Annotated in this window: 6 protein-coding genes; 4 read left to right on the top strand and 2 right to left on the bottom strand. The window is 57.8% G+C overall.

Translation table 11 applies throughout. The annotated features are described in order from the left end of the window. Positions 1-36: 36 nt before the first annotated feature. The gene (locus M1B35_RS29215; RefSeq protein WP_268263777.1) at positions 37-564 is read right to left on the bottom strand and encodes an outer membrane protein assembly factor BamE; all 528 of its coding nucleotides are present in this window, start codon (positions 562-564) and stop codon (positions 37-39) included. A gap of 98 nt (positions 565-662) precedes the next feature. Here M1B35_RS29215 and fur point away from each other — a divergent pair, with 98 nt between their 5' ends. Continuing rightward, positions 663-1,067 carry a ferric iron uptake transcriptional regulator gene (gene fur, locus M1B35_RS29210; protein WP_123337541.1) on the top strand — a complete coding sequence of 135 codons (405 nt, stop codon included), beginning with the start codon at positions 663-665 and terminating at the stop codon, positions 1,065-1,067. Positions 1,068-1,158: 91 nt separating this feature from the next. Here the strand turns inward: fur and recN are convergent, their stop codons facing one another. Then, positions 1,159-2,832 (bottom strand): DNA repair protein RecN, encoded by a 1,674-nt coding sequence (gene recN / locus M1B35_RS29205; protein WP_123337336.1) that lies wholly within the window; start codon positions 2,830-2,832, stop codon positions 1,159-1,161. A 251-nt stretch (positions 2,833-3,083) separates the two neighbouring features. On the opposite strand from recN, the gene grpE reads away from it, so the two are divergent. From grpE to dnaJ, 3 genes are all read left to right on the top strand, one after another. Next, on the top strand, positions 3,084-3,650 hold the full coding sequence (gene grpE / locus M1B35_RS29200; protein WP_123337334.1) for a nucleotide exchange factor GrpE: 567 nt from the start codon (positions 3,084-3,086) through the stop codon (positions 3,648-3,650). A gap of 102 nt (positions 3,651-3,752) precedes the next feature. Next, positions 3,753-5,669 carry a molecular chaperone DnaK gene (gene dnaK / locus M1B35_RS29195; RefSeq protein ID WP_123337332.1) on the top strand — a complete coding sequence of 639 codons (1,917 nt, stop codon included), beginning with the start codon at positions 3,753-3,755 and terminating at the stop codon, positions 5,667-5,669. A gap of 324 nt (positions 5,670-5,993) precedes the next feature. After that, positions 5,994-7,118, top strand: coding sequence for a molecular chaperone DnaJ (gene dnaJ, locus M1B35_RS29190; protein ID WP_123337330.1), 1,125 nt, complete (start codon positions 5,994-5,996; stop codon positions 7,116-7,118). The last annotated feature ends 4 nt before the right edge of the window (positions 7,119-7,122 follow it).

The raw sequence follows: 7,122 nt of genomic DNA, 5'->3' as shown, positions 1-7,122 counted from the left end.
AACCCGGCATGCCGGGTTTTTTTATTTCGCCACATATTATTGTGGGGAAGTGTCCAGAGGTTCTGGGATAGGCACGGGTACGGTTTTCACGCCGTCCACGTCTTTCTGGATCTGGTCCAGCAGCGAGCCTGGTTTGGCTGGTTTTTCCGGCTTCGGCTTTTCGCTGTCTTGCGCAGGTTCAGCAACCGTGGTGCCGCTGTCCTTGCCCAGCAGGGCTTCGTCGCGGCTTACGCCAGGCATGAAGTCGCCGGACAGGCTAACCAGTTGGTCCTCGCCATTGAAGATCACGCTGACGCGCTCCTGTTGGCGTTCGCCGCCACCAGGCTGCAGGCTGTACAGATAATCCCAGCGATCGGCATGGAACGTGTCGGTCAACAGAGGGTTGCCCATAATAAACCGTACTTGCCGGCGGGTCATTCCCGGGCGTAACTGGTCTATCATGTCCTGCGTGACGACATTGCCCTGCTGGATGTCGATTTTGTAAACCCCGGGGAATGAACAACCGGCGAGTGCGAGCAGTCCCACGAAGGTGAAACTGGTTAGCAAGAGCTTGGTGTTTTGCATCGGTGGGCGACTTCCACTATCTTGGCTGGGACAACGTAAACCCCGATCATACCCGCATTAAGAGAAGCTGCGAAGCAGCATCGGCGAGAAAGCTGACCATGGTTGAAAATAGCGAACTACGTAAAGCCGGCCTTAAAGTGACTCTGCCACGAGTCAAAATTCTACAAATGCTCGATTCTACTGAGCAGCGGCACATGAGCGCTGAAGATGTTTACAAGGCGCTGATGGAAGCAGGCGAGGATGTCGGTCTGGCCACGGTTTACCGTGTTCTGACTCAGTTCGAAGCGGCCGGGCTTGTGGTACGCCATAATTTTGATGGCGGCCACGCGGTGTTCGAACTGGCTGACGGCGGTCACCACGACCATATGGTCAACGTGGAGTCCGGTGAAGTGATCGAGTTCTTCGACGAAGAGATCGAAAAGCTTCAAAAGGCCATTGTCGAGAAGCACGGTTTCGAATTGGTGGATCACAATTTGGTGCTGTACGTCCGCACGAAAAAGTAAGCATGTCGCGCGGTATTTTTCGCCGCGAAACGATCGAAGGCGACCCTAGGGTCGCCTTCGTGCTTTCTATTATATGGCTAAACCTCGATGGTTAGACCTTGGCCGTTACCACCATCTTCTTCGCGTGGGCCAGGGACTCCTTGGTCAGGTCGATCCCGCCCAGCATGCGTGCCACTTCCTCTACCCGTTCGGTCTTGCCCAGTTTCGAAACGGCGGTATGAGTCGCGTTGTGCCCGCGGACTTTGTGCACGAACAGATGCTGGTGCCCTTGGGCCGCCACTTGTGGCAAGTGCGTCACGGTCAGTACCTGGCCCCGCTCGCCCAGGCGGCGTAGTAGTTGGCCGACGATCTCGGCTGTCGGGCCACCAATGCCGACGTCCACTTCGTCGAAGACCAGGGTTGGTGTACGTGAGGTTTGTGCGGTGATGACTTGAATCGCCAGGCTGATCCGCGACAGCTCGCCGCCAGACGCGACTTTGGCCAAAGCCTTGAGCGGTTGGCCGGGGTTGGCGCTGACCAGCAGTTCCACAGTTTCCAGGCCGTTGGGTAGCAATTCGGTGCTGGTGTTGGGCCGCAGTTCAATGGTGAAGCGCCCGCCCGGCATGCCCAGCCGCTGGATCTCCAGTTCGACGGCGCTCGCCAGGCCGGTGGCGGCCTGCTGACGTAGTTGGCTTAGCTCAAGGGCTTTTTCCTGGTAATGCCGAGCGAATGATTGAAGTTCGTCCGCCAGGCGTTCGATGGACTCATCGTTGGCGTCCAGGGTCTCGATTTCATCGAGCAACGTCTGCTGCATCGCCGCCAGTTCGGTGGGCTGGATCCGGTGTTTGCGGGCCAAGGTATAGATGGCATCCAGGCGTTCTTCCAACTGCTGCAGGCGGGCAGGGTCGGCGTCGAAGTGATCGAGAAACCGGTTCAGCTCGCCGACGGCTTCTTCCACTTGAATTTGCGCGCTGGCCAATAAATTGGTGGCTTCGCCCAGGGCGCCCGATGAGTTGCCGGCGCTCGACAAGCGATTGAGACTGACGGTCAGGGCATTGAGCACGTTGCCCGAGTCGCTTTCGCTGCACTGTTCGACGACTTGGCGGCAGATACCCAGCAAGGTCTCGGCATTGGTCAGGTTCTTGTGTTCCTGTTCCAACTGGTCGAGTTCGTTTTCGCCCAGGCCAAGGTTGTCGAGTTCTTCCAGTTGATAGCTGAGCAGTTGGTGGCGCGCGCGCTGCTCATCGCCGGAGTTGGATAGGCGTTCCAGTTCCTGGCGAGTCTGGCGCCAGCGTTGGGCCGCCAATTGCACTTGGCGCGCCAGGTCGGTGGCACCTGCGTATTCATCGAGCAGGCGGCGATGGGTATCTGTTTTCAGCAGGGACTGGTGTTCATGCTGGCTGTGGATATCAATCAGCAGTTCGCCGAGGGCCTTGAGGTCGCCAAGGGGGCAGGGCGAACCGTTGATATAGCCACGGGAACGGCCTTCTGCGGTGATAACGCGCCGCAGTATGCAGGGGCTTTCGTTGTCCAGGTCGCGCTCGGCCAGCCAGGCCCGGGCTTCAGGGATATCGTCCAGATCGAACGTGGCCAGGATGTCGGCTTTGTCTGCGCCGGGGCGTACCACGCCGCTGTCTGCGCGGTCCCCCAGGGTTAGCCCGAGCGCGTCGAGCATGATCGACTTGCCGGCGCCGGTTTCGCCTGTGATGACGCTCATCCCTCGATCCAGTTCCAGATCCAGGTGTTCGACGATGGCGTAGTTATGTACCGACAGGTGCACCAGCATAGGGCTGCTCCCAAACAAGATGTCTGGTTATTTATACAGTGTTTTGTTTCGGGCTGACAATGCTTTCCCTTAGCTCGATTTGCTTGCATGGCGCTGCTTTTTAGCTCGCCTGGGAATGTCTGGGGATGGGGCGTTCCGGGCGCTGCGATGATTTTTGTGGCGTTGTCGGGCTTGAACCCTGAAAAAGCGGCCCCATATAGCTGGGCAGAAGCGTGAGCCAAGCTCGCGGACGATATTGAAAGGAGAATTTCATGGCTGACGAACAGACTCTGGATACGCAAAATCTAGACGCCAATCAGGCTCCCGAGGCTTCGGGTGAAGACCTGGTGGCTCGTGTACAAGTGCTCGAAGAGCAATTGGTAGGCGCCCAGGATCAGGCTTTGCGTGTTGCGGCTGATCTGCAGAACGTCCGCCGTCGCGCTGAGCAAGACGTGGAAAAGGCCCACAAATTCGCTCTGGAGCGTTTTGCTGGTGACCTGCTGCCGGTCATCGACAGCCTTGAGCGTGGCCTGGAGTTGTCCAACCCGGATGACGAAAGCATTCGCCCGATGCGTGAAGGCATTGAGCTGACCCTGAAGATGTTTCACGACACCCTCAAGCGTTATCAGTTGGAAGCCATCGATCCGCACGGCGAGCCTTTCAATGCTGAGCAGCACCAGGCAATGGCCATGCAAGAGAGCGCCGATGTCGAGCCGAACAGCGTTCTGAAAGTATTCCAGAAGGGCTACCAGCTCAATGGACGCCTGCTGCGCCCGGCCATGGTCGTGGTCAGCAAGGCGCCTGCACCGATTTCGCCTTCGATTGACGAGAAGGCTTGAAAACGGCTGTAAAGCCCCCATTTAGAAGTCAAGCGTTTAAGTACTACCGCAGTTAGCCATCACTGCTGCGGCAACCAAATCCAAAGTTTCGGGAGAGTTAACATGGGCAAGATTATCGGTATCGACTTGGGGACCACCAACTCGTGCGTTTCCATTCTTGAAAACGGCAATGTAAAAGTTATTGAAAACGCCGAAGGCGCACGGACCACTCCGTCGATCATCGCCTACGCCAACGACGGTGAAATCCTGGTTGGCCAGTCGGCCAAGCGCCAGGCTGTGACCAATCCGCACAACACCCTGTATGCGGTGAAGCGTCTGATCGGTCGTCGCTTCGAAGAAGAAGTCGTACAGAAAGACATCCAGATGGTCCCTTACAAGATCGTCAAGGCTGACAACGCTGACGCCTGGGTTGAAGTGAACGGCCAGAAAATGTCGCCGCCACAGATCTCGGCTGAAATCTTGAAGAAGATGAAGAAGACCGCTGAAGATTACCTCGGCGAGCCAGTGACCGAAGCGGTGATCACCGTTCCGGCCTACTTCAACGACAGCCAGCGCCAGGCGACCAAAGACGCCGGCCGTATTGCTGGCCTGGATGTAAAACGCATCATCAACGAACCTACCGCAGCCGCTCTGGCTTACGGTATGGACAAGGCCAAGGGCGATCACACTGTGATCGTTTATGACCTGGGTGGCGGTACCTTCGACGTTTCCGTGATCGAGATCGCTGAAGTTGACGGTGAGCACCAGTTCGAAGTGTTGGCCACCAACGGCGACACCTTCCTGGGTGGTGAGGACTTCGACATTCGTCTGATCGACTACCTCGTCGACGAATTCAAGAAAGAAAGCGGCATGAACCTCAAGGGTGACCCGCTGGCCATGCAGCGTCTGAAAGAAGCGGCTGAAAAAGCCAAGATCGAGCTGTCTTCCAGCCTGCAGACCGACGTTAACCTGCCGTACATCACTGCAGACGCTACCGGTCCTAAGCACTTGAACGTGAAGATCTCTCGCGCCAAGTTGGAAGCACTGGTTGAAGATCTGGTTCAGCGCACCATCGAGCCTTGCCGCATCGCTTTGAAAGACTCGGGTATCGATGTTGGCGCAATCAACGACGTGATCCTGGTCGGTGGCCAGACCCGTATGCCGCTGGTGCAAAAAGCCGTTACTGACTTCTTCGGTAAAGAAGCCCGTAAAGACGTCAACCCAGACGAAGCGGTTGCCATGGGTGCTGCTATCCAGGGTGCGGTATTGGCGGGTGACGTGAAGGACGTTCTGCTGCTCGACGTCAGCCCACTGACCCTGGGTATCGAAACCATGGGCGGCGTGATGACGGCGCTGATCGAGAAAAACACCACGATTCCTACCAAGAAATCCCAAGTGTTCTCGACCGCTGACGACAACCAAGGCGCTGTGACCATTCACGTGCTGCAAGGCGAGCGTAAGCAAGCAGGCCAGAACAAGTCCCTGGGCAAGTTCGACCTGGCTGAGATTCCGCCAGCTCCACGCGGTGTGCCACAAATCGAAGTGACCTTCGACATCGACGCCAACGGCATTCTGCACGTAGGCGCCAAAGACAAGGCCACTGGCAAGACTCAGTCGATCGTGATCAAGGCCAACTCCGGTCTGTCCGAGGAAGAAATTCAGCAGATGATTCGCGATGCTGAAACCAACGCCGACGAAGATCGCAAGTTCGAAGAGCTGGCCAGCGCGCGTAACCAAGGCGATGCCCTGGTTCACTCGACTCGCAAAATGATCGCTGATGCGGGCGACAAAGTGACCGCTGAAGAAAAAACTGCAATCGAAGCGGCTGTGGTTGCCCTCGAAGCCGCTGTTAAAGGCGACGACAAGGCGGCCATTGAAGCCAAGGTTGAAGAGCTGTCGAAAGTCTCGGCTCCAGTTGCTCAGAAGATGTACGCCGAACAGGCTCAGCCTGCTGAAGGCGCTGCACCGCACGCTGAGTCCGCTGAAAAAGCTGATGACGTGGTTGACGCTGAGTTTGAAGAAGTCAAAGACCACAAGTAATTCGCTTGTTGGTCGGCCGGTTGACCGCCTTCGGGCGGTGACTGGTAGGATGTCGCCGCGCGGGAGCTTGCTCCCGCGTTGGCGTGTCTGGAGTTAGTGAAATTTTTAGCGGCGCGCGACCCGTTTCGGGCGCTGGCGGTAGGGTCGAAAATGCTCCTGCTTTTCGGCTGCTATTACCGCAGTTGTCGGTCAATGCGTTGGCCGTCTATCCAAGACCAGGATCGTTGAATTGACGTGAGTTGGGTCCGGGCCTGTATAGGGGCTCAGCGAGTTTGATGGGGCTCAGGAGAGGCTTGTCGAGCGTCCTCAAGAGTGCGAAGACTTATGGCAAAGCGTGACTATTACGAAGTGTTGGGTGTGGAGCGTGGCTCCAGTGAGGCGGAGCTGAAGAAGGCTTACCGTCGCTTGGCGATGAAGCACCACCCGGACCGTAATCCTGACGACAAAGCGTCGGAAGAGATGTTCAAAGAGGCCAACGAGGCCTACGAAGTACTGTCTGACTCGAGCAAGCGTGCGGCTTACGACCAATACGGGCATGCCGGCATTGACCCAAGCATGGGCGGTGGCGGTGCTGGTTTCGGTGGTCAGAACTTCTCAGACATCTTTGGTGATGTCTTCAGTGATTTCTTTGGCGGTGGTCGCGGCGGTTCCCGTGGCGGTGCGCAGCGCGGCAGCGACTTGCGTTACACCCTGGAGCTGGATCTTGAAGAGGCGGTGCGCGGTACCTCCGTGAATATCCGTGTTCCCACGCTGGTCAACTGCAAGCCGTGCGACGGCTCCGGGGCCAAGAAAGGTTCCTCGCCGATTACTTGCCCGACCTGTGGCGGTATTGGTCAGGTGCGCATGCAGCAGGGCTTCTTCTCGGTGCAGCAGACCTGCCCGCGCTGCCATGGCCAGGGCAAGATCATTTCCGATCCGTGCGATTCGTGCCACGGCGAAGGGCGTGTCGAAGAGTACAAGACCCTGTCGGTGAAAGTGCCGGCAGGTGTCGATACCGGCGACCGTATTCGTCTGTCGGGCGAAGGTGAGGCGGGCACGCAGGGTGGGCCGACTGGTGACCTGTACGTGGTGATCAATGTGCGCGAGCACTCGATCTTCCAGCGCGACGGCAAGCATCTGTTCTGTGAAGTGCCGATCAGCTTTGTCGATGCGGCGCTGGGTGGCGAGCTGGAGATTCCGACCCTGGATGGTCGGGTCAAGCTGAAGATTCCCGAGGGTACTCAAACCGGCAAGCAATTCCGGGTTCGCGGCAAGGGCGTTGCTCCGGTTCGGGGTGGCGGCGCTGGCGACTTGATGTGCCGCGTTGCAGTGGAGACTCCGGTTAATCTGGGGCGCCGTCAGCGTGAGTTGCTGGAAGAATTCCGCAGCTCCCTGGCGGATGACAACACCCACTCGCCGAAGACGACGGGCTGGTTCGAAGGCGTGAAGCGCTTCTTCGGCGATCTGTAAGGAG

Origin of the sequence: Pseudomonas morbosilactucae (assembly GCF_023241665.1) — a bacterium.
In the GTDB taxonomy this organism is placed as follows: Bacteria; Pseudomonadota; Gammaproteobacteria; order Pseudomonadales; family Pseudomonadaceae; genus Aquipseudomonas; species Aquipseudomonas morbosilactucae.
Note: the sequence above shows the minus strand (reverse complement) of the source record. Positions and strands in the feature narration are given on the sequence as shown.